At 43.6% G+C, this 23,990-nt stretch carries 19 protein-coding genes; 13 read left to right on the top strand and 6 right to left on the bottom strand.

The genetic code is table 11. The annotated features are described in order from the left end of the window. Nucleotides 1-9 precede the first annotated feature (9 nt). The 4 genes from HUU58_02305 (at nucleotide 10) to HUU58_02290 (ending at nucleotide 7,429) form a co-directional block, all read left to right on the top strand. A complete protein-coding gene (locus HUU58_02305; protein NUN44487.1) occupies nucleotides 10-3,156 on the top strand; it encodes a hypothetical protein in 3,147 nt (1,048 codons plus the stop codon). Further along, nucleotides 3,153-3,770, top strand: a complete 618-nt coding sequence (locus HUU58_02300) for a response regulator transcription factor (GenBank protein NUN44486.1) — start codon at nucleotides 3,153-3,155, stop codon at nucleotides 3,768-3,770. Before HUU58_02305 ends, HUU58_02300 begins: the two co-directional genes overlap by 4 nt. 134 nt (nucleotides 3,771-3,904) lie before the next feature. Beyond that, entirely contained in the window at nucleotides 3,905-6,832 is a 2,928-nt protein-coding gene (locus HUU58_02295) for a VCBS repeat-containing protein (protein NUN44485.1), read from the top strand. Between the two features lie 15 nt (nucleotides 6,833-6,847). Further along, a complete protein-coding gene (locus HUU58_02290) occupies nucleotides 6,848-7,429 on the top strand; it encodes a hypothetical protein (protein ID NUN44484.1) in 582 nt (193 codons plus the stop codon). Between the two features lie 88 nt (nucleotides 7,430-7,517). On the opposite strand, the gene HUU58_02285 is transcribed toward HUU58_02290, so the two are convergent. Both HUU58_02285 and HUU58_02280 read right to left on the bottom strand, forming a co-directional pair. Further along, nucleotides 7,518-8,897 carry an insulinase family protein gene (locus HUU58_02285; protein NUN44483.1) on the bottom strand — a complete coding sequence of 460 codons (1,380 nt, stop codon included), beginning with the start codon at nucleotides 8,895-8,897 and terminating at the stop codon, nucleotides 7,518-7,520. Beyond that, entirely contained in the window at nucleotides 8,894-10,291 is a 1,398-nt protein-coding gene (locus HUU58_02280; GenBank protein NUN44482.1) for an insulinase family protein, read from the bottom strand. The genes HUU58_02285 and HUU58_02280 overlap by 4 nt, the downstream gene beginning before the upstream one ends. A 222-nt stretch (nucleotides 10,292-10,513) precedes the next feature. On the opposite strand from HUU58_02280, the gene HUU58_02275 reads away from it, so the two are divergent. After that, entirely contained in the window at nucleotides 10,514-11,596 is a 1,083-nt protein-coding gene (locus tag HUU58_02275) for a PP2C family protein-serine/threonine phosphatase (GenBank protein ID NUN44481.1), read from the top strand. A 15-nt stretch (nucleotides 11,597-11,611) separates the two neighbouring features. On the opposite strand, the gene HUU58_02270 is transcribed toward HUU58_02275, so the two are convergent. Next, nucleotides 11,612-12,040: a hypothetical protein gene (locus HUU58_02270; protein NUN44480.1), complete on the bottom strand. Its 429-nt coding sequence runs from the start codon at nucleotides 12,038-12,040 to the stop codon at nucleotides 11,612-11,614. A 203-nt stretch (nucleotides 12,041-12,243) separates the two neighbouring features. On the opposite strand from HUU58_02270, the gene HUU58_02265 reads away from it, so the two are divergent. Further along, complete coding sequence (locus tag HUU58_02265) at nucleotides 12,244-12,969, top strand: energy transducer TonB (protein ID NUN44479.1); 726 nt, start codon at nucleotides 12,244-12,246, stop codon at nucleotides 12,967-12,969. 43 nt (nucleotides 12,970-13,012) lie between these two features. Here the strand turns inward: HUU58_02265 and clpB are convergent, their stop codons facing one another. The 3 genes from clpB to HUU58_02250 all read right to left on the bottom strand — a co-directional run bounded on the left by clpB (nucleotide 13,013) and on the right by HUU58_02250 (nucleotide 16,747). After that, nucleotides 13,013-15,643 (bottom strand): ATP-dependent chaperone ClpB, encoded by a 2,631-nt coding sequence (clpB, locus tag HUU58_02260; GenBank protein NUN44478.1) that lies wholly within the window; start codon nucleotides 15,641-15,643, stop codon nucleotides 13,013-13,015. A 240-nt stretch (nucleotides 15,644-15,883) separates the two neighbouring features. Continuing rightward, nucleotides 15,884-16,333, bottom strand: a complete 450-nt coding sequence (locus HUU58_02255) for an Hsp20/alpha crystallin family protein (protein NUN44477.1) — start codon at nucleotides 16,331-16,333, stop codon at nucleotides 15,884-15,886. A gap of 27 nt (nucleotides 16,334-16,360) precedes the next feature. Continuing rightward, entirely contained in the window at nucleotides 16,361-16,747 is a 387-nt protein-coding gene (locus HUU58_02250; protein NUN44476.1) for an Hsp20/alpha crystallin family protein, read from the bottom strand. Nucleotides 16,748-17,158: 411 nt separating this feature from the next. On the opposite strand from HUU58_02250, the gene HUU58_02245 reads away from it, so the two are divergent. The 7 genes from HUU58_02245 to HUU58_02215 all read left to right on the top strand — a co-directional run bounded on the left by HUU58_02245 (nucleotide 17,159) and on the right by HUU58_02215 (nucleotide 23,990). Next, a complete protein-coding gene (locus tag HUU58_02245; GenBank protein NUN44475.1) occupies nucleotides 17,159-17,944 on the top strand; it encodes a class II aldolase/adducin family protein in 786 nt (261 codons plus the stop codon). Then, entirely contained in the window at nucleotides 17,945-18,736 is a 792-nt protein-coding gene (locus HUU58_02240; GenBank protein ID NUN44474.1) for a 1-acyl-sn-glycerol-3-phosphate acyltransferase, read from the top strand. A gap of 119 nt (nucleotides 18,737-18,855) precedes the next feature. After that, nucleotides 18,856-20,004, top strand: coding sequence for a 1-deoxy-D-xylulose-5-phosphate reductoisomerase (locus tag HUU58_02235; GenBank protein NUN44473.1), 1,149 nt, complete (start codon nucleotides 18,856-18,858; stop codon nucleotides 20,002-20,004). Between the two features lie 28 nt (nucleotides 20,005-20,032). After that, nucleotides 20,033-21,547 (top strand): RIP metalloprotease RseP, encoded by a 1,515-nt coding sequence (gene rseP / locus HUU58_02230; GenBank protein ID NUN44472.1) that lies wholly within the window; start codon nucleotides 20,033-20,035, stop codon nucleotides 21,545-21,547. Further along, nucleotides 21,544-22,755: a tRNA guanosine(34) transglycosylase Tgt gene (gene tgt / locus HUU58_02225; GenBank protein ID NUN44471.1), complete on the top strand. Its 1,212-nt coding sequence runs from the start codon at nucleotides 21,544-21,546 to the stop codon at nucleotides 22,753-22,755. Before rseP ends, tgt begins: the two co-directional genes overlap by 4 nt. Further along, the gene (locus HUU58_02220; GenBank protein ID NUN44470.1) at nucleotides 22,736-23,062 is read left to right on the top strand and encodes a rhodanese; all 327 of its coding nucleotides are present in this window, start codon (nucleotides 22,736-22,738) and stop codon (nucleotides 23,060-23,062) included. The genes tgt and HUU58_02220 overlap by 20 nt, the downstream gene beginning before the upstream one ends. A gap of 28 nt (nucleotides 23,063-23,090) precedes the next feature. Continuing rightward, a complete protein-coding gene (locus tag HUU58_02215; GenBank protein NUN44469.1) occupies nucleotides 23,091-23,990 on the top strand; it encodes a hypothetical protein in 900 nt (299 codons plus the stop codon).

Raw genomic sequence — 23,990 nt, 5'->3', positions numbered from 1 at the left:
CAAGCAAATATGTCTAAATTGAAATATTTAATAATTTTTCTTTTACCGGCTTTTCTTTGCGCACAGACCAATCGTATTCGTTTGGAAAGCCTTCCGTTAGATGATGGGTTATCGTATCAGTCTGTATATGCACTTTATCAGGACTCCCGAGGTTATCTATGGATCGGAACGATCAGCGGCCTCATTCGCTATGATGGGCGAAGTAATATCGTTTTTCGTCATGATCCTGAAAATCCGCAATCTTTGTCTCACGATGACGTAGTAGCTATTTACGAAGATGAATTCAAAAAAATATGGATTGGTACTTACGGGGGCGGGCTAAACCGATACAATCCTGAGACCGGCGTATTTACTCGATACCTCAACGATTCGACGGATGCAAAATCAATCAGTGATAATGTCGTTTTATCGATAACGGGTGATAAGCATGGTAGGCTATGGATAGGGACGCGCACCGGCGGAGTCAATCTATTGAATCTTACATTACCTGATTCGGGTTTTACAAGATTTGTGCGTGATCCTAAAAGACCTCGTCAAACGGCACCGCAGGCACCTCAAAAATTATACACTTCATCCGACGGTCGTATTTGGATTGGCGCATTTGGCCGAGGATTGGCTACATATGATCAATCGGAGAATGTTTTTAGGTATTTTCCTTTGATGCGAGCGTCCGGCGATACGGTGAGATTTTATAATGCATACGATATCGTAGAGCTTAATAATTTATTGTGGGTTACAACAGATGTGGGATTGAAAACATTTGATCTAAGAGATAATCAATGGGTCGAGTCGTCTTTTCCAACAAAAGTGGCATGCGATTCGTTATCGGCTTTTAGATTAGCTGTTGATAGAATGAATAATGTGTTATGGGTCGGGTCGAATGGAAAAGGTTTATTCAAATTTGATTTTAATTCTAATACCATATCTCAAAATAAAAATCACTGGTCTTACGCACCGTATGCTTTAAAAACTGATATGGTGACAGCCTTGCTTGTGGATCAATCCTCTATGTTGTGGGTTGCAACGGCCAATGGTGCATTGCAAAAAAATGCACCGGATTTTCATAAGTTTGACAGACTTACAGATTTGTTTGATTATAGATCAGGTGATATTTACGTCAACGCCATTTTGTCGGATTCTTCGGATGTTTGGATAGGACACCATGGAGGGTTGGTTCGAATTGTCAACAAAAATATTGAACTATGGAATGATATTTTTCCGGCATCTCATCAAAGCGCTCGTTCGGTAACTGCGCTTTGGAAAGATAGAGATGGGACGCTATGGATAGGTACGATGACAGCGGGGTTGGTTCGTGTAAAAAACAAAATAAAAACAACATTTTTAATCTCTCCTAAAGAAGATACTAGTTATTCTTTTCCCATATCTTCCATCATTAGAGATAAAAAGGGACGACTTTGGGTAGGTACGCTTGACGGCGGTTTGAATCTTTTCAATGAAAACGATAAATCATTTATTCGTTATGATCCTACTAATTCGATAATGAATTCAGCTTCGGTAAGTTGTTTGTATGAATCGAGTGATTCGACTATGTGGGTTGGAACCTATGGCGGGTTATTGCAGATTTCACAAGAGGGTCCATGGAAATTTTTTACACATGATTTAAAGAACCCGACGTCCATTTCTCATAATTATGTTTATTCCGTTTTTTGCGATCAAAACGGAAGAACCTGGGCCGGTACAAATAATGGGCTTTGTTATAAAGAAAAGAACTCTGACGATTTCAAAGTTCTTAACCAAAAAAACGGATTACCGAGTGATGTAATCGTCGGTATTTTAGGAAGCCCTGATGGGAAACTTTGGGTCAGTACGCATAACGGTATCAGTAGTTTTGATCCCAATCGACCGACTTTTTTCAGAAATTACGATAAATATGACGGCTTGCCGGGAAATATGTTTAATATCGGAGCGGCCTTACAAAGCCGCGATGGCACGTTATGGTTTGGTAGCGTGCAAGGTGCGGTTTGTTTTAAATCAGAGCAACTGCGAGATAATTTATTTGAGCCACAGGTGCAGATTGTTCAAGCCAAAAAATTCAATCAATTAATTTCGATTGATTCGGGTTTGATTGAGCTCAACTATGATGAAAATTATCTTTCGATTGCCTTTTCTGCTATGGATTTTTTCGCTCCGAACAAAAATCAATATCAATACCGCCTTGAACCTTTGGAAAAGGCTTGGCATTATGCGGGAAACAAGGGTGAAGCGCAGTATACGGACCTCGCTCCGGGATCATACACGCTTACCGTTCGCGCTACGAATCGAGATGGTGTTTGGAGTTCGCAGATCGGCGCAATACAAATTATTATTCGACCGCCATTTTGGAAAACAAGAAGCTTTTTGTTCCTTGTTGCAATGACCGTTTTCCTGTTAATTTGGTTTGTTCATCGTATTATGACGAAACGTGCTGTCGACAAATCCCTCGAAATGGAGCGTATCCGTTTAGCCGAACGAGAGCGCATGCGAGAACAAATATCTAAAGATTTTCATGATGAATTGGGGCATAAGCTTACTAAAATAACGCTTTTTAGTGAGTTATCTCAACGTGCTCTACACGAAAATAAAGCCGATTCGAAAAAATTTTTACAAAAAGTGGCGGATACTTCCACTTCCTTGTCAGTGACAACCCGAGATTTCATTTGGGCGCTAGATCCCGGTAAAGACACGTTGTATGATGTAATGGTTAATCTTCGCGATTTTGGGTTCGATCTCGTTCAAGATACGGAGATAGTTTTTGAAGTAGATGGACTTTCCGAACAACTTGATAGAATTCATTTAACGATGGAATGGCGGCGTCATTTGACCTTAATCTTCAAAGAGGCCATGAACAATACCTTAAAACATGCAAAAGCCAAACACATCCGTCTTCATATCATCATCGAAGGAATTCATTTTGCAATTCATTTGGCTGATGATGGTATGGGTTTCTCGCAGGAGAATACTCGTTCAACACGTAATGGCCTAAAGAATATGCAAGAACGCGCCCAAAAACTACATGGTTTACTGAGTATAGAATCAAACGAATCAGCGGGTACGCATATAACCTTTACCGGTTTATTACCGACAATTGATGCCGAAGCGCGCAATTTCCAGGAAAAACGTGACTGGATAACTACAATCAAGGGATGGTTTGTATGATACGACTCATGATCGTTGAAGACGATCCCGATATACGCGAAGGATTGGAACTTATTGCCGTTCAGACGCGGGGTGTAAAACTCGTCGGAGCTTATAACACGGCAGAAACTGCTATAGAAGCTGCAGAAAAGGAAAAACCGGATGTACTTTTACTGGATATTGAATTGCCGGGAATAAACGGAATTGAGGCTATTCCGCTTTTTAAGAAACGTAGCGAAAATACCGATATACTTATTTTAACCGTTCATCAGGACGATCAAACGGTATTTGATGCTTTGTGTGCCGGGGCATCAGGTTATCTGATCAAAACAGCCCATCCTAATAAAATCATGGATGCGGTGAAAGAAATAAACTCCGGTGGTGTACCGATGAGTGCGTCTATTGCACGGCTTGTAATTCAATCTTTCCAAAAAAAACAAAATCCGATTTTAACTGCACGCGAGACGGATGTATTGCGGTTTCTTTGTAAAGGTCACAGTTATAAAATGATTGCCGATAGTATGCACGTCAGCTGGGAAACAGTGCATTCACACATCAAAAGTATCTATCGTAAACTTAATGTTAATTCCAAATCCGAAGCTGTCATTACAGCGTTAAAAGATCGTATTATTTGATTTTTTTACTGCTACAATGTACGTAGCGTAAATATACTCCTCGCATCAATTCACCAGTATTGGTTACATCATTATTTTTACTACTTCCTTACGTTTGTAAAAGGAAAATTAATCACAAACGTAGGCGAGGTGTTATGCGTAAAATTTTACCATTATTCTGGATCATATTAGTGATAGTTTGGCCGGAACGTTCATTGTTAGGGCAAATGCGGTTCGTACCTATCACAGATACTTCCAATCCCATCATTACGGATTCGTTGGGGCCGACCTTTAATAATTATAACGGGTCGGCATGGATTGATTTTGATAGCGACGGTGACCTTGATTTGTACGCACATATTGGTCATCTCTATCGCAATGATGGGGGAGTTTTCGTTTCGATATCTCAAGCGCCGGGTGCCGGTTTATCTAATGCCGCAATAGGAAAAGGAATTTCTTTTGGCGACGTGGATAATGACGGCGATCCGGATGCTTTAGTCACGTCTACACGTGGATCGGGTTTATACCTAAATAACGGTGGAACATTTACACGCATTAGTACCGGATCAATAGGTCAACCGAATGCGGGTTGGACAGGCGCTCTTGGTGATTATGATAACGATGGTTTATTAGATATTATCATGGCAGCTCCATTTACTTTTGATGGTATAAACAGCAGTAATCTGTTATTTCACAATGAAGGGAACGCTCAATTTACGCGCATTGATACGTCAGTCATTACATCTCAAACAGGACCATATACAGTTCCCAGTTGGTATGATTACGATATGGATGGAGATATTGATTTGTTTATAGGAAGCGGCCCGGCAACAGGAAATGCCGGTCCGGATTTTTATTTTAAAAATATGTTATCGGAAACGGGGACAGCTTTTTTCAGAAGGATGACAGATAATTTTGCAAGCGAACTTCGCGATGGCCAAAATGTTAACTGGTTCGATTTTGATAATGACGGTGATTTTGATTTTTATGTAACAAATTATGGTTTTGGAAATAACTCTATTCAACCCAATCATTTTTATCGAAATGACGCGGGAGTCTACACAAAACTAACCTCCGGTGCCATTGCAACGGATGCAGACGTATCCTTGGGGAATCTTTGGGAAGACTTTGATAATGACGGCGATTTGGACTGCTTTATTTCAAATGAAAACGGAGATAGCAGCCTATATTATCAAAATAATAATGACGGGACTTTTACGCGGATTGATACACTGGCGATGTCTAACGGGACAAATCCACGACGCGGATCGGCAGCCGGTGATTTTGATCAAGATGGGGATTTGGATTTATACGTGTATAGTTCCTTTAAAGGTGCAAATAATTTCTTCCGCAACGATCTGACGAACGGGAATCATTGGATTAATTTTCGTTTGTCCGGCAAAGTATCCAACCATACAGCTTGGGGCGCCATTATTCGCGTCAAAGCAACGATCGGGGGGCATACCCGTTGGCAAACCCGTCAAATGTCAGCACAAAATTCGTTTAGCGGTCATAGCGCAGAGATTCAGCATTTTGGTATGGCCGATGCTACGAATGTCGATTCGGTCGAAATACGCTGGCCATCAGGAATACGTCAGTACGCTACCTCTTTAGCTGTAAATCAAACGGTGGATATTATTGAAGATACTAGTTTAGGGTACAAGCCAAATTTTAAATGGATATCTAACAATTCTACATTTGTAGATTCATCGTATACAGCGACTTTGTTTGCTCATGCTAATCCAAAAGCCGTATATAGGCTCATTCAGTCACCCTCAGGTATGACGATTGATTCCGTTAGTGGCTTGATACAGTGGGTTCCCAACGCTACACAAACCGGTAATCAAACGGTACGTGTGTCCGCTGTTAATTCTCATGGATCACAAGAAAGGCAATACACTCTTTCTATAACCCAATTGGTAAAGCCACAGATTATTCCTTTGCCTAATCGTGCGACAATGGTGGGGATGAATGTAAGTATTTTTTCAAAATACGTAAGCACGCCTACCCAACCGGCAACATATCAACTGGTACAAGGACCAGCGGGGATGACTATTAATAGCATTGCGGGACATATCACTTGGAAACCGACATCGTCGCAATTAGGATCTCACAACATCAAAATCAGATCGGTCAACCCAGTTGGTTCCGATTCGATGACATTTACTATTGATGTCAAGGATCAACCCAAAATGTATGTTTTGCAAAATCCGATAGCTACGCATACGGTTGATTTGATTACTGTCAGTGAAATTAACCTAAGATCAAAACCGTTTATACAGGTTACGGGGCAAACTGTTTTCGCTCCAGGACAAAGTGCTGTTGTAGTATCCGATTCAATTTCTCCGGGGGTCTATCGCGGTTCGTGGGTTTTCGATTCGACGCGGACATACCAAATCAATGCGACATTTTCAGATTCCAATGGTTTCACCGGAAGCCTTCAAAAAATATTCACAGTAGCGATCATTGCCGCAGATAAACCTACATGGATTCAAACGATGGATAACCGTTTTAGCGTCTTTGTCCCGGCGCGAGCCATAGCCTCTGAGCGTTTCGCTATTATCGAAGCGTCACAAGAAGCGGGTATGGATTTTATCAGTTTTGGAAATGCTCTCGAATTGCAATCGCATGCACGCATAGAATTGAACGCATGGCGCAATCCAAAAATGGAATTTGAAACAATTAATGGTTGGGAAGAGATCCCGGTCGAAAGAGTCGGTCATTTGTTTAGGGCTAATATCAAACATCTTGGAAAATTTCGAATTTCAGAATCTACAGGCTCTGAAATTTCTGAAAAAGTACCACATAATTTGAGTTTATCGCAAAATTATCCGAATCCATTTAATCCTACGACGACGATCCGATTTGACCTTCATCAGCCATCAGATATACGATTGACGATTTATAATACGCTCGGACAAAGGATACGATTGGTGACACAAGGTGTTTTTTCCGCCGGTACGCATCGTGTTATATGGGACGGGCGCAATGATCAAGGTGTAGCCGTTGCCAGCGGTATTTATATTTATCGCCTCGAAAGCGATGGCAGTATTTTTTCCAAACGAATGATGTTAATCAAATAAACTAAGGTATAATCTATGAAAAAGTTGACATATATATTTTTAGCAGGGATATTTTGTTTATCAGGATGCGGCGGCAGCAGTGATTCTGCCGATCCCATCCAAAAAGGTTGGACGGCTTTTGAGTCAGGCGAATTTTATGAATCACGGGATATTTTTTTGAATGTTTATCTGGATCATCCCAACGATGCGGAAGCAGCGCACGGTTTGGCATGGTCCCTTTTGCGTATGGATTCGGTTAGCCGAGCTGTGACCATGTTTGAGTCATCCGAAGGAGCGTTGCCTCCAGAAGATGTGACAGGCGGTTATACGTTTGCACTGAGCGCGAAAAAAATGTATAACGAATCCAATACACAAGCGGATATATTGATCAGCGCCTCTCCGACGTGGACATTTACCCATGGGTCCGAGATTAATGTTACAGATATCTACATAGTTAAATCAGCTAATTATTTTGCGCTTGGTAATTATCCGGCCTCGTTAAACAGCATAAAAATGGTCAATGCGTCTTTTAGCGCTGATGTAACTACGGTTTCAGGTCGCTCTTCACTGGCAGCAGAAATTGAGCGATTACGAGGATTGAATAAAGTAAATAATTAGTGAATAAGTTGATTGAATTCAGTTTTTAAGTATAGAAATAGAAAAAGCACGCCACAAGCGTGCTTTTTCTATAGGATAATAAAACGTATTATTTCACGATCTTTCCGTACCCTTTTACCTGTTTTTCGATTTTAGCAATGTCTCCGACAATGACGATCGTATAAGCATCGTCCTTTAATTGAGATTTAGCCATGTTGGATACATCCTCCGGTGTCACGGCATATACATTTTTAACGTAATTACTAAGGTATGTATCCGGTAAACCGTGCAAATTGAGGAAAGCTAATTGATTGACGATACCGTTGAAGTTTGAATTTTGTAATACGAATATTCCGGCCTGATAATTTTGAATTCCTTCCAATTCATCCTTAGCCGGAGGTTCTTTTTTAAGGCGTTCGATTTCGTATAAAATTTCTTTGATAGATGCGCCGGTATGCTCGGTTGTCACGTCCGCCTGTTCCGACCAGTTAGCGCTACGATAACGTGAAGTGATAGCGCTGAAAGGCGAATAAGTGTAGCCCTTGTTTTCGCGGATATTACTGGTAATACGCGAACCGAATGATCCTCCCAGAATGGAGTTCATGATGAGAAATTTAACATAATCCGGATGGGAAGCATCCATCGTAGGTAAACCGAGTATTATCGTAGATTGCGGTGCGCCGGGGCGGTCAATCAGATAAATTGTTCGTTCGGACTTAGCCTGAGGTACGTTTTGTGTCGGCGGGGTTCCTTCTTTCCAGTCGCCGAAGGCTTCACGTATGGCTTTAGTTACAGCAGCAGGGTCAAATACACCCACAACAAAAATATGGGTGCGTTTAGCTGAAAAATTGGCCGCATAAAATGATTTTACTTGATCAAGGGTATAACTCTTGAGCATGGCTTCGGTAGGAAAAGTACGCCCATACGCGTGATCGCCATACATCACTTTGCTGTATTTTTCCAGTGCTTGGGATTGCGGTGTGCTGCTTTGCACGCTCAGATCACGAAGCATTTTTGATTTTAGACGCTCGAGTTCAGCAGCAGGGAAAGCAGGATTTCGAATCACGTCAGCCGAAAGTTTGATGAAATCCGGAGTGAATTCCGATAAGACTTCGCCGGCTACAAATGACTGGTCCAGTCCGGTATTGATATTTAATGATCCGCCCATATTGGCTGCAGCCGTAGCCACGGCTTCGGCATTTTTTGAAGCGGTACCTTCACTCAAAAACTCACCGGTCAAATCAGCAAGCCACGTTTCGTTGTTTTTTTCATCAATATTACCGGTACGCACAATGACGCGTATCATGGCTTTGGGAACATTGCCGTAGCGAATGAGCGAAGCTTGTAAACCATTGGGCAGCGAAATAGTCTCACGTTTTGGCAGAGAAAAGTCTTTTGGCGCTGAACCTTTAGGGGGCGTTTCTTTTTGAGCAAAGGCCACAGAAATAAACATGGCGGCCAGTATTAGAATATATTTTACGGATTTCATTGCGCGGCTCCCATTTTATTTTTCATCACATTGGTTGCTTCTACCGAAAGTATGGTCCGATTGGTTGAACGCAGATATTTCTTGGCCGTTTCGCGAATAAGCTCCGGCGTGACTTTACGAAACTCGTCTTCCAGTGTATTGATTCGTGCCGGGTTATCATCAAATAAGGCAAAGCAGGCAAGCAGGTCCATTTTGCCCAATCCGCCGGTTTGATTAAATTCGCCATACAGCGATGAACGCATTTTAACTAAGGCGCGGTTGAGTGTAGCCTGATCAACAGGTTTTTCTGCGAGTTCCTGCATAATGCGATCAACTTCGAGCATGATGCTGTCGGCCGAAACATTCTGATCGTGAATAAGATCCATCATCCAAAGCATCGGCCCGTTATAGTTAAACATATTACCAAGATAGTTTATACCGCCGCTAACCTGTCCCGTATATCCTTTTTTCTGAACTAAAGCTTGGTGTAGTTTGCTGTCTTCGCCCTGCACAAGGATTTGATCCAACAATCCCATGGCATAATACTCAGGCGTATTGCGGGCAGGCATCTGGTAGGCCACAGCTACTGCAGGGCGTGTCGCAAGCGGATCCTGTTTTTTGGATTTTTTCTCTACAGTTTGCTCCGGTTCGCTGATATCCGGTTTTGCCGGTTGGGGTTGCGCCGCGATACTGCCAAAATATTTTTTTATCCATTCCAACGTTTGTTTAGGTTCAAAGTCACCGACCACCACTAACGCGGCATTGTTGGGCGCATAATATGTTTTGAAAAATGATTGAACATCTTCAAGCGTAGCGGCATCCAGATCTTTGAGGTCGCCGTAAAAATTATGTGCATTGTACCAATTGGTATTGGCATATTGCGGCATATCAAGCCAAGGGAATCCGCCATAAGGCTGATTGAGAACATTGACTTTTACTTCGTTTTTGACAACTTCCTGTTGGTTTTTAAGATTCTCTTTGGTAATAGCGAGGCCTTTCATACGGTCGGCTTCGCCCCACAGAATGGTTTCCAATTTATTAGAAGGGACAACCTGAAAATAATTGGTAAAATCAAAACGGGTCGAACCATTAAGAATACCGCCGTTACGCTGAATCAATTGGATAAATTCCATTTTACCGAGATTCTGTGAACCTTGGAACATCATATGTTCGAATAGGTGTGCGAATCCCGTTCGATCTTTGGGTTCGATGCGAAAGCCGATATTGTAATACACGGCAACGGTCGCTGTCGGGGCTGTGGCATCCGGTGAAAGTACGACTTTCAACCCGTTTTCAAGTTTGTGGTATTCTACCGGAACACTAAATTTGGGAACAGCATCTTCTTTTTTGGCGCATGATGATATTGCCAACAGAATGCTTAGTCCCAGACTTAACAAACGCAATCCTGGTTTCATCGGAACTCCTCCATGGGTTTATGAGATCGGAATAGTTTCAACAATACATTATTATTTTGTCAGAAATGAATCGCAATAAGGCTAATTCGTAATCGGTTACGGATAAATTATAAATAAGTTTCAATTTATATTAATATAATTATTCTATTTACTTGTTGGTACGATTTACAAACATTTGCGGGCTATCTTCGTATAAAATGCAATAATAACAGACTGAGGATTATGCAAAAAGAACCGGGCATACTGGATATATTGAGTAACGATGTCGAAAAGGCTGATTTTTGGCATACGATGAAACGTGAATACCGCGAACTGCACGAGTTTTACATTGACTCGGATCGAAAAAAGCGGTTGTTATCCATGGGTCGCTTCAAACGTTCTATGCACATCGCTGCGTGGATATTGCAAGGTATGTTTTACAAACTCACTCCCGCCCGACGACTATTGATCGTAGCCGGGATTTTGCTGAGTATCAATGGGATTACATTTAAGTTTGCATCATGGCTTGTGGGAGATCGGGGGCTTTTGGGCGCGTTACTTATCTTTTTTGTCCTCATGTTGGAACTAAAGGATAAATTGCTCGCGCATGACGAACTGGATGCCGGACGAACGATTCAGCGTGCGCTTTTACCTCCGGAGCAGCCTAATATACCCGGGTGGTCCGTTTGGTTATTTACCAGGCCGGCGCGCGAAGTGGGCGGAGATTTAGTGGATATTATTGATCATGACAGCAAGACAATGAGTATTTTGATGGCCGATGTTTCCGGAAAGGGATTGCGTGCTGCTTTGTGGACGGCCAAATTGCAAGCTACGATTCGTGCATTGATCACTATGATAACCGATCCTTTGGATTTGGTGGATCGGGTTAATAAGATATTTCATCGTGACAGCCTGCGTAGTGTATTTGCCTCCATGGTACTTTTGCGTGTCAATAAATCTTCGGGGCAGATACAATATGTCAATGCCGGACATTTACCGCCGGTTTTGTGTAATCGTGATGGGAAAACGGAGTGCGGACGCGGGCAATTAGCTATCGGACTTTCTCCGTCATCAAAATACGTTTTAAACGAGCTAACGATGGCGATTGGGGATGTGCTCGTCTCGTTTTCGGACGGTGTGACCGAAGCGGCTAATGAAAATGGGGAATTTTATGGAAATGATAAGCCGCTACAAATCGCCGAGCGATTAAGAAATACAGATGCACCGGTTATCGGGAAAGCCATTTTACTTGATCTGGAACGCTTCGTGGGTGAATCTTCCGCTTCCGATGATATTTCGATAATTATTTTAAAACGCCACAGTTGAAAAGATAATAACGAACTAATTTGGTATGATCGGGAACCACGCTTCAATACCTGAAGGAAATGATTCGTCCTTGCTGTTAAAAAGCTGTCCGGTTAGCCGTGGGTAGTTGTCCAAATCACCTTTGATCATATAAACCCCGACATATGTTTCTTTTCCCGATTGTAACCGGCATTGGAGAACGGTTATTTGGTCGGCTGTCACCTTTATAAATGCGGCGTCAGCCATTTCAGTTTTTTTATCTATCGTACGTTTTACAAATATTTTTCCGTTATCCAAAGTCACCACAGCCGAACCGATAAATGGTTTTTTACTGCCGGGATATCGCCCGACAATCTCATATTGACCAACGATAAAAGAGGCGAGGTCTTCATCGTTCTGTGCAATTAAAACATGAGATACGGCATGCAAAGCTACGATAATAAAGATATTTACAGCTTTTTTCATAAAACCCTTTCGAGATATATATAATCTATAAATAGCCAAAATTAAATCGCAATTATTGTAATAACAACATATTCAGACAGTTCTTACCGATTATCACCATTCTATGATTGGTGATATGGAGATAGATTGTTCCGCTATTTTATATGTAGATACCTGTTTGGGATCATTAAGCTGAAGCAATCTACTATGAAAAGGAGTCGGTTATGGAAAAGGTAATGCAATCTGACCGTGGATTCAAATCCGTGTTGGCTGAAGTTTACCAAAAAAATATGGTAAAAGGATTAAGTGCGGGTGTTGTTTTACATGCTTTCATTATCGGAACGATTGTGTGGGTAATCGGCCAAAACCCAAAAGCAGTTAAGCAGGTCATGAACCAAATATCTATACTGGTGGATATGCCGCCTTTAACAAACATCCCGGAAATTCCTGCGATCAATTTACCTCAAAAATTTAATCCGGGTGACATTATCAAAGGAATCCCTATCATAACTCCTGATGCCATAGTTTCTCCCGATATTACGATACCTTCGCAAGACGACTGGATAGAAAAGTTTTCTGATAATAGTGTTCCGATGGATTGGAATAATCTTGATGTGAGCTTACCGAATTTTGAAAATGTGAGTATTGATAGTAAAAACACAACTTCAGGCGAATTTACGATAGTGGAGCAGATGCCCGAGGTGATACATCGCGTGAAACCCGAATACCCATCTCTTCCAAGACAAGCCGGCATTGAGGGTAGAGTATATGTTAAGGGATTAGTCAACGAAGAAGGTATGGTAACCCGCACGGTTTTTGCTTCTGGGGATGAGATATTTTATAATGCGGCTTCAGAGACCTTTTTGAAAACACGTTTCAAACCGGGAATCAATGGCGGCGTAGCCGTAAAAGTATGGGTTATGATGCCCTTTACTTTTCGTTTGCGTTAGATCAAAGGATGTTTCTGTAAGTTCAGAGACACCCTTTGATGATTTAGGCAACTGATTTTAGCGAACTATTGCGTTTGGTTAATCGGAAAACGTCATCATGGAACGCAAGTAATAGTTGATCATTTGGAACAAAAGCTCCTTTGAGAAGCTCTGTGGATATCTGAGTTACGACGTCCTTTTGGATCAACCGTTTTAGCGGACGGGCGCCAAATATCGGATCAAATCCGAGCCGGGCTAATGCATCCACCGCCGTGGTGTCCAATTCGATGCCTATGTTATGTTTTTGTAGAAGTTTTTTTACATGCGCAAATTGTATATGTACGATCCGCTGCAAATCACTGCGTTCCAACGGCCTGAATACGACAATATCGTCAATCCGGTTGATAAACTCCGGGCGTAAACGTTGGCGGAGCAGGGATATGACGGATTCTTTGATACCGGCGTGAATGCGATCACGGTTTTCGGACGCCATATCATTCATTTTTTCCATGATTACAGAAGCGCCAAGATTGGACGTCATGATAATGATGGTATTACGGAAATTAACGGTACGGCCTTTATTATCTGTAAGATGCCCGTCATCCAATACTTGAAGTAAGATATTAAAAACTTCGGGATGTGCTTTTTCTATTTCATCAAGCAGAATAACACTATACGGTTTTCTGCGAACGGCTTCCGTCAACTGACCGCCTTCGTCGTAACCGATATAGCCCGGAGGCGCACCGATGAGGCGTGAAACGCTGTGTTGTTCCATGTATTCGGACATATCCAGTCGTACCATAGCGGTTTCATCGTCAAATAAAAATTCGGCAACAGCTTTGGCTAATTCAGTTTTTCCGACACCGGTCGGGCCCAAGAAAATGAATGAGCCGATGGGTCTTTTTTCATCCGATAATCCTGCACGCGATCGTTTGATCGCATCCGAAACAGATACAACGGCTTCGTTCTGACCGACAACGCGTTCTTGAAGGCGCTCCGGCATGCTTAAAATTTTATCTTTCTCTGATTCTAACATGCGAGAGACGGGGATGCCAGTCCACTTGGCAACAATCTCGGCAATATCATCTTCACCGACCTCTTCTTTGAGCATTTTTTGGTTTTTCTGAACTTCGGCTAATTTATTTTTTTCCTTTTCCATTTGTGTACCGAGTTCAGTGAGCCGTCCGTATTTGAGTTCCGCGGCTTTATTGAGATCACCGGCGCGTTCGGATTGTTCGATCTGCGATTTTGTAATTTCTATTTCAGATTGGACGCGGCGAATTTGTTCGATAACTTTTTTCTCCGTTTCCCAATGACTACGCAGCGCCGTACGTTTTTCTTTAAGGTCAGCGAGTTCGCTTGAAATTTTATCCAGTCGGCTTAGGGATACGGTGTCGCTTTCTTTTTTAAGCGCCAATTGTTCGATTTCCAGTTGTTTGATGGTACGCTCAACCGTATCCAACTCTTCAGGCATCGAATTGATTTCAATACGTAGCTTGGAAGCCGCTTCGTCGATCAGATCAATGGCTTTGTCCGGCATAAAACGATCGGCTATGTAACGATCAGAAAGTACGGCCGCCGCTATGATAGCGTTATCTTGTATGCGAACGCCATGGTGCACTTCGTATTTTTCTTTGAGACCGCGTAATATAGAGATGGTATCGTGAATAGATGGTTCATCCACTAAAACCGGTTGGAACCGCCGTTCGAGCGCCGGATCTTTTTCGATGTGCTTGCGGTATTCATCCAGTGTGGTAGCTCCGATTGCGCGTAATTCGCCACGCGCCAATGCCGGTTTGAGCATATTAGCCGCATCCACAGCGCCTTCGGCCGCCCCGGCACCGACGAGTGTATGCAGTTCGTCAATGAAAAGAATAATTTCGCCTTGGGATTCGGTGACCTCGCGAAGCACGGCTTTGAGTCGTTCTTCAAATTCACCGCGAAATTTGGCACCGGCGATGAGTGCGCCCATATCTAAAGCCATGATGGTTTTTGTTCTGAGATTTTCGGGGACGTCGCCGTCAATAATGCGATGGGCAAGGCCTTCGGCAATGGCGGTTTTACCGACGCCGGGTTCACCGATCAGTACGGGATTATTTTTGGTGCGACGCGACAAAACCTGTAAAACACGACGGATTTCTTCGTCGCGTCCGATGACCGGGTCCAGTTTACTGCGTCGGGCTAATTCATTCAGATTGCGCCCGTATTTTTGCAAAGATTGATATTTACCTTCGGGATTTTGGTCGGTTACGCGCTGCGCGCCGCGGACATCACGCAATGCACGATAAAGTGTCTCACGCCATATGCCGAAACCTTTGAGCATTTTTCCGGATTCCGTGTTTTCTTCAGACATAGCGATGAAAAGATGTTCGGTACTGATGTATTCGTCTTTGAGTTTTTCCGCTTCTTTACCGGCTTCGATCAATATACGGCTCGCACGACCTGACAAATAAACCTGTTGTGTGGTATCGGAAACACGCGGCATGCGATCAAGTATGGATTCGGCCTGCGTACATATCGTAGCAAGCGGGGAGCCTAATTTTTTGATCAAGGCAGGAACCGTACCATCATGATCGTCCAACATCGCCATTAAAATATGCTCAGGTTCGATCTGCGTATGATGACGCTCCAACGCTAACGACTGGGCATTAGATAAAGCCTCTTGCGCTTTGATTGTCATTTTATCGGAATTCATGAGTTACGTTCCTTTCCATTGCCTTACTACGAGTACGGCGTATTCGTGCGACTTATTTGTCTTTGCCAATGATCAAGCTGTCATGATCATATACAATGCCAGACAAATCATAAGAATAACACTTATTTTAAGTCCGTAGGTCATCGCATTTTTCTCTATAAATAAATGCGGGATGGTTGGTATACGCATCCCGCCGCAAGTTATACTTCTGACGACGTGCATGCGACACGCCGGATTATTTTAGAATTTAATTTCTATTTCCTTCGTTTTGGCTTCTTCGGCCTTGGGCAATACGATGGTCAGGATGCCGTCTTTATAATTGGCGTCAATTTTTTCTCCCTTGACCATGGACGGGAGCCGGAAAGAGCGCATGAAAGAGCCGTAGCTGCGTTCGACACGATGGTAATTGTTTTCTTTATTTTCCGATTCCTGCTTTTTTTCACCTTGGACAGTCAGCACATTATCGTGAATCGTTATTTTCACATCATTTTTGCTGACACCCGGTAATTCGATACGAACGGTATATTCGTCTTTGCCTTCAACGATATCCGTTGCCGGGTTCCAATTGGTTAGGCCGGTATATTCGTCTCGATTAAAGACGGAATTAAAAGCCTGGTTCATTTCTCTTTGGATCGCAAACAAATCAGAGAAGATGTCGCGATCGCGCGGGGTGAATTTGATGAGTGACATGGTCAATCTCCTTTGGTTGTTTGGTGTTTAGTTAAAGTTAATTGCGATTTCACGCGGCTTCAGTTCTTCTTTTTTACCAACGCTCAGGATCAGAAATCCATCTTGCCAACGGGCTTCAATCTTATTGGGATCAACGCGGTTTGTCAGTCGGAATACGCGGTGATAGTTGCGTTTGGGTATTTCCTCGCGGATAACGGATCCTTCTTCATTTAAGCCCATTTTGCCCTCGATCACAAGATTGCCATTTTGCAAAGTGACGGTGAGTCCATCCTTACGTACTCCGGGCATTTCCACATATAACAGATAGCTGTCTTTGTTTTCGCGAATATCCGTACGCGGTTGAATGTAGTAGTAATTATTTTCCGGCTTGGCTATTGCTTGTGTTTTCACTTCATATTCCTGTTTGGTTTCCATAAGTGCTCCTGCGTTTTAGTATGTTGGATATTTTTTGTGCTCGGTTAAAGGAATTACAAACCCAATGCCAAAAATATCAAAATTAAAAAAAACATAATTTTATTAACAGCGCTTATAGCCGACACAATAATTTTAACGACAAATTGTCATTGTTTTCAGTTTCCGATATGAACCAAATGTCATTTTTTATGACAAAATGGCCGCCGCTGTTAATTGATTTAAAATTGAGTGAAATTTTTTACATCAGAAAAAGGAGAGCATGATTAAAAATGAATGCCTTAATCGAAAATGAAGCAGAGTAAATTTTGTGGAGTCGATTTTTGAGGTACTTACAGGAGCGTGATACAATCACTGAAGTTCATCTTGTCTTTGGTTTATAAAAGAAATATTATTAGGCCAATATTGAAAAACATGAACGAAGAATTTCAAATACGTTTAGATATCGTCGAATGCGGGCGCAGGATGTATGCACGTAATTATGTTGCATCCAATGACGGCAATATCAGTGTGCGAGTCGGTGATAGGATCATCGCAACCCCCACAGGCATAAGCAAGGGCTTTATGCGTGCGGAGGATATGGTTGTTTTGGATATGCAAGGCCGCGTTATCGAAGGGGCGTGCAAACCCTCGACCGAAATCAAAATGCATCTAGCGATTTACGAAGAGCGGAAGGATGTAAATTCCGTGGTGCATGCGCATCCTGTTCATGCGACAGGTTTTGCGACGGCGCAGATCGAACTCAAAGATTGTGTATTGGCGGAAATCGTAACGACGCTGGGTTCGATACCCTTAGCGCCGTATGCCACGCCTTCGACGACGGAACTTCCGGATTCTGTACGTCCGATTATTCGCCACGCTGATGCATGTTTATTAGCCAATCATGGCGTTGTAACATGCGGTAGGGATGTGTATGATGCGTATTACAAATTAGAACGTGTCGAGCACTATGCGCATATTTTGTTTGTGGCGAAAAGCCTCGGCGGTGCAAAAATATTATCGCCGCAGCAAGTGCATAAATTAGAAACCATTCGTGCCACGTATGGTACATCCGATGCGCATAACCCCGGATGTATAGCGTGCCATGGCGCTTGCATCGGAAGCGATTGTACATTATACGAAACCCAACAGCGTGATCAATCCGCATCGGATTTGCATGTGGAAGAAACCGTTCGCGCTATCATTTCAGCCAAAAAATAAATGAATACTGAATTTGGTAATCGCTCACCTTTACGATCGCTGTTGACGATAATAGCGGCCGTCGTTTTTACATTTCTCATGATTATTGTAGCGACAGTCGCGGCGCTATTCGGGCCGCGTTCTAAGGCTACGCATGCCGTCGAAAAATTTTGGGCGCGAACGATACTTCGTATGGCCGGTGTACGTGCGCGGGTTCGCGGCCTGGAGCACATTCGTCCGGACCATGTGTATATTTTTATAAGCAACCACCAAGGCTTATTTGACATTCCGCTCATGATGGCTTATACCCCCAAACAGCTCCGAATGATCCATAAAAAAGAATTGTTATGGGTTCCTTTTTTTGGGTTTATACTTTGGTTGCTGGATTTTATCGCCATAGACCGAGGGAATCGTCAGCGTGCAGCAGAAAGTCTTCATCGCGCGGCAAAAAAAATACATGACGGGACGAATATCGTTATATACGCCGACGGTACACGCAGTATAGACGGGGAGTTGCGTCCATTCAAAAAAGGGGCATTCATATTGGCAATCGACGCACAAGTGGATGTGGTGCCTGTCACGATCAGCGGTACCATCAATGTTATACATAAGTTTGAAGGAGTGTTCGATATTCGTTTTGGGCAAACGGTCGAATTGGTTTTTTCGCCGCCGATAAGCACCGATGGAATGATGCCGGAAGCCAAAGACGATCTGAAAGATCAAGTACAGAACATTATCGCCGCCGAATATTCCAAAATCAAACATCTTTCTGCGATAACCAATCCTGCTATACTATCCCGCTTAAAAAAGTAATTTTGCTTTGTGGAAGTTATCACATAAACACGCGCAAAGGCAGGATACGCAAAGTGTGTTTTTCTTTTGTTTGAAATGGTTTTTTGTTATTATGGCGGCGCACAAAACTAAGTGAGAGTATGAAACGCATCGGGTTATTTGGTTCAACCGGCTCTATCGGCGAGAATGTTTTGCAGGTTATACGCAATCATCCCGATCGTTTTACCGTCCAATGTCTAACCGCAAACACCAACGCCGAGTTGTTAATCAAACAAGCGCTGGAATTTAAACCGCAATCTGTAGCTATCGTCTCCGATGAAGGTTACACCCAATTGCACAGCGGTCTATCCGGTACAGGTATCCGTATCTATCATGGACACGATGCCATCGTACAAATGGCGCGTGACGAAAATTACGACCTCATGATCGGCGCGATTGTAGGATTTGCCGGATTTTTACCTACGATTGAGGCGATTCGTGCCGGTAAAGATATAGGTTTAGCCAATAAAGAAACGCTTGTTGTCGGGGGCGCTATCGTCAACGGACTTCTGAGCAAACACCAAGCGCGGCTTATACCGATTGACAGCGAGCACAGCGCACTTTTTCAGTGCCTTGTCGGTGAAGATATGCGCAGCGTTCGAAAACTTATTCTCACGGCATCCGGAGGCCCCTTTCTACATACCCCGGCGGAGGATTTTTCATCGATCACCGTAGCCCGCGCTTTAAAACATCCCAATTGGTCCATGGGCGCTAAAATAACGATAGATTCCGCCACACTGATGAATAAAGGGCTTGAAGTTATCGAGGCGCATTGGCTTTTTGGTGTCGGGGCCGATCGTATCGACGTGGCGATTCATCCGCAATCTATAATTCACTCGATGGTTGAATTTGTGGACGGCTCGACGAAAGCGCAACTCGGTGTACCGGATATGAAAGTTCCCATACAATATGCGATGACCTATCCCGAACGCATGACCAATAATTTTGACGTCTTTGATTTTCGTAAATGGAATAGACTTGATTTCTATGAACCCGACAGGAATAAATTTCGTTGTTTGAAGTTGGCGTATGATGCGCTTGAAACAGGCGGTTCTATGCCGGCGGTGCTCAACGCGGCCAACGAAATAGCCGTTGCGGGATTTTTACAAGAGAAAATTCGTTTTACGGATATAGCATCGTCGATCGAATCGGCCATGCAGGCTCATACCTGCGTGCGCGATCCGGATATCGCGTCGGTGATTGAAACCGATCGGTGGGCGCGTGCGTATGCACAAAAAACTTGTTTATAATAACTTGAATAAAATATAAAGGAATACCATGAGTATTATTTTTGATGCGTTAATTCCGTTTCTGATTGTCCTCGGGATTCTGGTTTTTATCCACGAACTCGGGCACCATCTGGCGGCCAAATTATTTGGTATGAAAGTGGACGCCTTTTCGTTGGGTTTTCCTCCAAGAGCGTGGGGGTTTCACTGGGCCACCAAAAAACTACGCCCTAAGTTCATCAAAGATATCACACAATCTATTTTGTCCAATACCACATTCCAAGCATTGGATAAAGAAATACAAGCCGCGGGTTTGGCGCAGTCATCCGACGCATCGGTCAAATTTCTAGATACGATCTTTGAAATCACACAGGTCGAAGAAAAAACCGAACTAATCGACGCTAAAGGGAAAAAAGAAGAAAAAATAAATCTCCGCACGGAATTGCGGTTTGCCGAAAGCGGTCCTGCCGCATCATTGACCAATCTACAACGCGATGCATGGCTGGCGCGTGTCCAGGGTGACGCTGATTTATTGGATGATCTTCTGAAATACGGCGAAATAAACGACGATAAAACGTTTCACGAAAAATATAAAACGGACTACTGTCTGAGTTGGGTGCCGCTCGGCGGATATTGCAAGATCAATGGTATGGTAGATGAGAGTCTTGATGAGGACAGCATGAAAGAGGGTACTCCTAAGCCATGGGAATATCGTGCAAAGCCGATCTGGCAACGTATGATTGTCATAACCGGCGGCGTGTTTTTCAATTTTCTCCTGGCGGCTTTTGTCTTCACGCTGATGGGACTCGTGCGCGGTTTGCCGGATATGGAAAAATTTGATAACTGGCGGCGCGAAAATGCGTTGCCCGCGGAAGTCGGCGTCGTAAGCCCCGGCAGCCCTGCAGATAAAGCAGGCATTCAGGCCGGCGATCGTATCGCCAGTATTAACGGGCAAACCGTACAAAAATGGGATGAACTGGTGGATGTGATTCGCCATAATGCCGGAAAAAAACTTCCGATCGAATGGACGCGCGGTTCGGAACGATTTAGCGGTGAAGTCATGCCGACGATTGATAAAATTCAAACTGAGAAAGGTATTGAAGAAATCGGACGGATCGGAATACAGGCGCCCCCATTTCCTGAGTTTACTCGCGACGCATCGTTCATTGAAGCCGTACAGCATGGGTTCATAACGGCCGTGGGCGCGACGTATTTTATCGTGCGTTCGATCAAACAAATGGTTTCCGGCGAGGTCAACGCCAAAGATGCGCTTGGCGGTCCGCTTATGATCGCTAAAACGACCGGCGACATGAAGCGCCAATACGGTTGGGAAGGCATTTGGAATCTGATGGCTTTGCTTAGCCTCAGTCTTGCTGTATTTAATCTGTTACCCGTTCCCGCACTCGACGGCGGCCATCTTTTTATGTTGGCTATCGAAGGCGTCATGCGCAGACCGTTGTCGCTCAAAGTTAAGCTCCGCGCGCAACAAGCCGGCATGGCTATTCTGCTATCGCTGATCGTATATATTTTCTTTAATGATATCGTCAAACTTACAGGTATTTTTTGAAATTTACACTGCTTCATAAAGATCAGAGCGGCAGCCATTCGCGTGCACGTGCCGGTATTCTGGAAACGGATCACGGTAAAATAGAGACGCCCATTTTTATGCCTGTCGGTACGGTGGGCGATGTCAAGGCCATCGAACATCGTGAACTGAAAGAAAACGGGGCACAGATCATTCTCGGTAATACATACCATCTGTATTTGCGACCGGGTACGGAGATCATCCAGAAAGCAGGCGGGCTGCATAAATTTATCGGTTGGGATTTGCCGATATTGACCGATAGCGGGGGGTACCAAGTATTCAGTCTTTCTCAGCTTCGTAAACTTTCCCGCGATGGCGTTAAATTTCAGTCGCATATTGACGGATCAAAACATTTTTTTCGCCCGGAAGATGTTGTGGATATTCAGCGGAAACTCGGTTCGGATATTTGTATGGTGCTCGACGAATGCCCGCCGTATCCGTGTTCGCATGAATATGCGGCCCGTTCCAATCGCCTGACCATCGAATGGGCTGAACGCTGCAAAACACATTTTGAAAAATCACCGCCGTTGTACGGTCATAGCCAAACACTTTTTCCTATCGTTCAAGGCAGCGTGTTTGAGGATATTCGTCTCAAAAGCGCAGAGGCTTTGGTTAAAATGGATTTTGAAGGGTATGCCATAGGCGGCGTGAGTGTCGGTGAACCTAAGGAAGACGTTTACAAAATAGCCGAGATGAATTGCGCCGTATTGCCGGAGCATAAGCCGCGCTATCTGATGGGCGTAGGGACACCACAAGATATCTTAGAATGTATCGAGCGCGGTGTGGATATGTTTGACTGCGTTATGCCTACACGCAATGCGCGCAACGGAACTTTGTTTACGACATGGGGTAAGATGACGATTCGTAATGCCGCTTACGCGGATGATTTTACGCCGATTGATGAAAATTGCGGTTGTTACACTTGCCGTAATTTTACCAAAGCCTATGTACGTCATCTGTCAAGCATCGGTGAAATTTTGGGTCATCAACTGACGACGATTCATAATATTTATTTTTATCTATGGCTAGTCAAAGAAGCGCGTAAACACATTTTGCAAGATACCTATACGGTTTTCAAAACCGATCTATTGAAGCGATACGAAGAAAACGAAAAAAATAGGGGAAGCGAATTGGCGCGTCATGCCAAGACCAAACGTAAGCGTAAAGATTATGAAACCAGTGGCGCCTGATGCTTTGAAAGCATGGATTGATGAGGGCAAGGTGATGATGTTATTGGATGTGCGCGAACCGTGGGAGCATGCAATAGCCAAACTTCATGATTCGGTGCTGATTCCATTGGGGCTTTTAAACGTACAATCGGAAAAACTGACAGGGTTGGATAAGAAAACACCCGTAGTTGCGTATTGCCACCACGGTATGCGAAGTCAACGGGCATGTGCCATCCTTGAATCGCTGGGTTTTACCGACGTATACAACCTGACCGGTGGTATTGATTATTATTCGGATTGCGTTGATCCGACCATTGAAAAATACTAGTTCTTTTCTAAAATAATATTTAACAACGATGTTTTTTCCGCTTCTTGAATCGCTGCTCCATCGTGATATTGCAACATCCAAAACTCGTATACGAGAATTTCTCACTACTGACGAATCACCACGCCTATTGTATAAAGCATTTTTGACGATCGCCGCACAAAACGCGCCTTCCGATAATTTGCACGAAGACGCGGTCATCAAAACCAGTGCATACGTTGCCGTTATGGAAGGAATAGATAAAAATAAGATCGCCCATGTAACGGATGCGCTTGTGGAATACCTCTGTACCATGCCGATTGAGCCTGTTGATACATCCGTATTAAAACCCGAATTTGCAAGTCATGATGTCGTATCGGTGCATGATTTGGAAGAGGCTTTGGATACCGGCGATGAAAAGCTCGTATTTGAAAAAATACGCGACTTACTGGCGACGATGGATAATAAGCAGTATTTCATGGAAATCATGATTTTTTTCGGCCTCAAGCGTTCCCTGAATACGGCACTTGCAGCCGTGCACACCTCTATGGCGATACAGGTCATGGATTGGAAAAATAATTTTACACCATTTCTGATTCATCGCTTGGTACGCGTCGTATGCAATGATAAAAACAGAGAAACGCCGGCAAAAACCGATCGTGCCGTGGATTGGGATGACTTATTTCGATTTGTCCCGGATACCTATGACCTTATTAAAATCTGCGCCTTATGGCGTAGTATTCACGAAGCCGGTGTACTCCGCAGTAAAACAGAGCCGTGGGTTGCCCACTATGCGCTCCGGCTTTTGGATACGTTTCCTAAAACCACGGACTTTCCTGTTTTAGACCAAGTGCTGTCGGCAGAGGACACGATTCGCATTAAAGGTGCATTGAAAGGCCTACCGCACGACTCCGCACGCGCGCTTGATTCCAAAATTCCTTTTGTAGTTTAA

It is taken from the genome of bacterium (assembly GCA_013360215.1).
Taxonomy (GTDB): Bacteria; CLD3; CLD3; order SB21; family SB21; genus JABWCP01.
The sequence above is the reverse complement of the archived record's forward strand: the minus strand, read 5'-3'. Positions and strand labels throughout refer to the sequence as shown.

Bases quoted from the DNA above. Each gene is read 5' to 3' on its own strand.
- HUU58_02235 (NUN44473.1), top strand. From the start codon at position 18,856: ATGAAACGCATCGGGTTATTTGGTTCAACCGGCTCTATCGGCGAGAAT.
- HUU58_02265 (NUN44479.1), top strand. From the start codon at position 12,244: ATGGAAAAGGTAATGCAATCTGACCGTGGATTCAAATCCGTGTTGGCT.
- clpB (NUN44478.1), bottom strand. From the start codon at position 15,643: ATGAATTCCGATAAAATGACAATCAAAGCGCAAGAGGCTTTATCTAAT.
- HUU58_02220 (NUN44470.1), top strand. From the start codon at position 22,736: ATGAAACCAGTGGCGCCTGATGCTTTGAAAGCATGGATTGATGAGGGC.
- HUU58_02290 (NUN44484.1), top strand. From the start codon at position 6,848: ATGAAAAAGTTGACATATATATTTTTAGCAGGGATATTTTGTTTATCA.
- HUU58_02280 (NUN44482.1), bottom strand. From the start codon at position 10,291: ATGAAACCAGGATTGCGTTTGTTAAGTCTGGGACTAAGCATTCTGTTG.
- HUU58_02250 (NUN44476.1), bottom strand. From the start codon at position 16,747: ATGGAAACCAAACAGGAATATGAAGTGAAAACACAAGCAATAGCCAAG.
- HUU58_02275 (NUN44481.1), top strand. From the start codon at position 10,514: ATGCAAAAAGAACCGGGCATACTGGATATATTGAGTAACGATGTCGAA.
- HUU58_02245 (NUN44475.1), top strand. From the start codon at position 17,159: ATGAACGAAGAATTTCAAATACGTTTAGATATCGTCGAATGCGGGCGC.
- HUU58_02285 (NUN44483.1), bottom strand. From the start codon at position 8,897: ATGAAATCCGTAAAATATATTCTAATACTGGCCGCCATGTTTATTTCT.
- HUU58_02295 (NUN44485.1), top strand. From the start codon at position 3,905: ATGCGTAAAATTTTACCATTATTCTGGATCATATTAGTGATAGTTTGG.
- HUU58_02215 (NUN44469.1), top strand. From the start codon at position 23,091: ATGTTTTTTCCGCTTCTTGAATCGCTGCTCCATCGTGATATTGCAACA.
- HUU58_02305 (NUN44487.1), top strand. From the start codon at position 10: ATGTCTAAATTGAAATATTTAATAATTTTTCTTTTACCGGCTTTTCTT.
- HUU58_02240 (NUN44474.1), top strand. From the start codon at position 17,945: ATGAATACTGAATTTGGTAATCGCTCACCTTTACGATCGCTGTTGACG.
- HUU58_02255 (NUN44477.1), bottom strand. From the start codon at position 16,333: ATGTCACTCATCAAATTCACCCCGCGCGATCGCGACATCTTCTCTGAT.
- rseP (NUN44472.1), top strand. From the start codon at position 20,033: ATGAGTATTATTTTTGATGCGTTAATTCCGTTTCTGATTGTCCTCGGG.
- HUU58_02270 (NUN44480.1), bottom strand. From the start codon at position 12,040: ATGAAAAAAGCTGTAAATATCTTTATTATCGTAGCTTTGCATGCCGTA.
- HUU58_02300 (NUN44486.1), top strand. From the start codon at position 3,153: ATGATACGACTCATGATCGTTGAAGACGATCCCGATATACGCGAAGGA.